This is a genomic window from Methanophagales archaeon (assembly GCA_021159465.1).
In the GTDB taxonomy this organism is placed as follows: domain Archaea; phylum Halobacteriota; class Syntropharchaeia; order Alkanophagales; family Methanospirareceae; genus G60ANME1.
Genome location: JAGGRR010000072.1, coordinates 1 through 1,598 on the forward strand (window position 1 = coordinate 1; position 1,598 = coordinate 1,598).

Annotated in this window: 3 protein-coding genes; all 3 read left to right on the forward strand. The window is 37.1% G+C overall.

Annotation, left to right across the window (positions count from 1 at the left end; genetic code table 11):
* Positions 1-78 precede the first annotated feature (78 nt).
* From J7J01_03885 to J7J01_03895, 3 genes are read left to right on the forward strand one after another with little or no spacing between them, the layout of a single operon-like run.
* Positions 79-561 (forward strand): permease, encoded by a 483-nt coding sequence (locus J7J01_03885; GenBank protein MCD6210022.1) that lies wholly within the window; start codon positions 79-81, stop codon positions 559-561.
* Positions 558-1,115 (forward strand): permease, encoded by a 558-nt coding sequence (locus tag J7J01_03890; protein ID MCD6210023.1) that lies wholly within the window; start codon positions 558-560, stop codon positions 1,113-1,115. Before J7J01_03885 ends, J7J01_03890 begins: the two co-directional genes overlap by 4 nt.
* A 5-nt stretch (positions 1,116-1,120) precedes the next feature.
* Positions 1,121-1,426 carry a hypothetical protein gene (locus J7J01_03895; protein MCD6210024.1) on the forward strand — a complete coding sequence of 102 codons (306 nt, stop codon included), beginning with the start codon at positions 1,121-1,123 and terminating at the stop codon, positions 1,424-1,426.
* Positions 1,427-1,598 lie beyond the last annotated feature (172 nt).

A 1,598-nucleotide genomic window follows, 5' to 3' on the forward strand; every position in this document is an offset into this window, starting at 1 on the left:
GGGGACTTCGGATACGCTTGGAGCGTTAGGCAACATTGCTAAATATTTATTAAGTTCAAATGTAAGGAAGAATATACCATGAATACAACTGCCATATTTATAAATGTTTTTGCTTTTGGCTGTTTGATATTTGCAATTATTAAGGATCGGGCAAAAACAAAACAAGCACTAACTGTAGCATTAAAGTCATTCTTTCGTATTCTCCCTTCTGTTCTCATTATTATAATCTTTATAGGTCTGCTTTTAGGTTCCATACCACAAAGTCAAATTTCTAAAATCGTTGGTGAACAAGCAGGTTTTAGGGGAGTACTTATTGTAGCATTGTTGGGAGCATTTTTGCACATCCCCTCTTTAATTTCTTTCCCCTTAGCAGCATCTCTCCTCAAAAGCGGAGCATCAGTTACCTCAGTTGCAGTGTTCATTACCACTTTAACCATGATTGGCATGGTTACACTGCCCTTAGAAATAAAGGAATTGGGAAAGAAAATGGCTTTACTGAGAAATGGGATAAGTTTCGTTATTGCAATCATTATTGGTATTATCATGGGGGTGATTCTATGAAAGATTATGTTAAAGAAAAAGAAACGCAACGAAAGGGGATGAAAAGAGATGCTATCATTCTTGCAATCACTTTAATTATTACAATAGCTTTACTATCAATTTTTCCTGACAAACAAGAGGCAGTAATCACAACTTCATGGAACTTCTTTATTGAAATGATTTTGATACTTCCTGCTGTGATGGTATTGATGGGTCTTTTCAGTGTGTTTGTACCAAAAGAAATGGTTGTGAGATACTTAGGTAAAGCTGCTGGAATAAAGGCTGTTTTTCTTGGCATATTGATGGGGGCATTGCCCACAGGCCCTCTTTATGTGGCTTTTCCTATGGCTTCTGCTTTACTTAAAAAAAGTGCCAAAATATCCTGTATCATTGCGTTTCTCTCTGCATGGGCATGCATAAAAATTCCACAAGAGATGGTAGAGCTTCAATTTCTTGGCCCAAAATTTATGGCAGCAAGACTCAGTTTAACCATTATTTCTGTAGCCATAATGGGAATATTAATAGAAAGACTAATTGAATGGGGCGATAAAAAACAAACAAAACTTAGGAGGTGAAGAGGATGCAAGTATTTGATCTTAAAGCAATGAAAGCATATTCCTATGAGGAAAGGGATAAGAATGTCTTTTATAAGGCTAAGGAATTTAAAGCAAGAATTATTGAGCTTCAAGCCGGTGGAGAGATGCCAACTTGTGAAATGGCTTCTTATGTTATTTTCTATGTTATTGAGGGGGCAGTAGAAGTAAGGGTTAATCAAGAAATAATAAATATTAAAGAAGGACAGTGCCTTATTACTGAACCAGCAACATTATCTATGAGGACAAATGATGGCGTTAAGATAATGGGCATACAGGTGGTGAAAAGTTGAAAACAACGTCGCCTAACAGCGGGTATGCGGTTCGTTATCACTCATCCAAACCCTTCGCTACGCTCAGGGCTTCGCATACCCGCAGATCGTTAGACTACATTGCCAAAAGGTTTAAAGAGATGATTGACATTCTATATCTAGAAAATGTGAGTATGATTGAGGTATGTGGTAG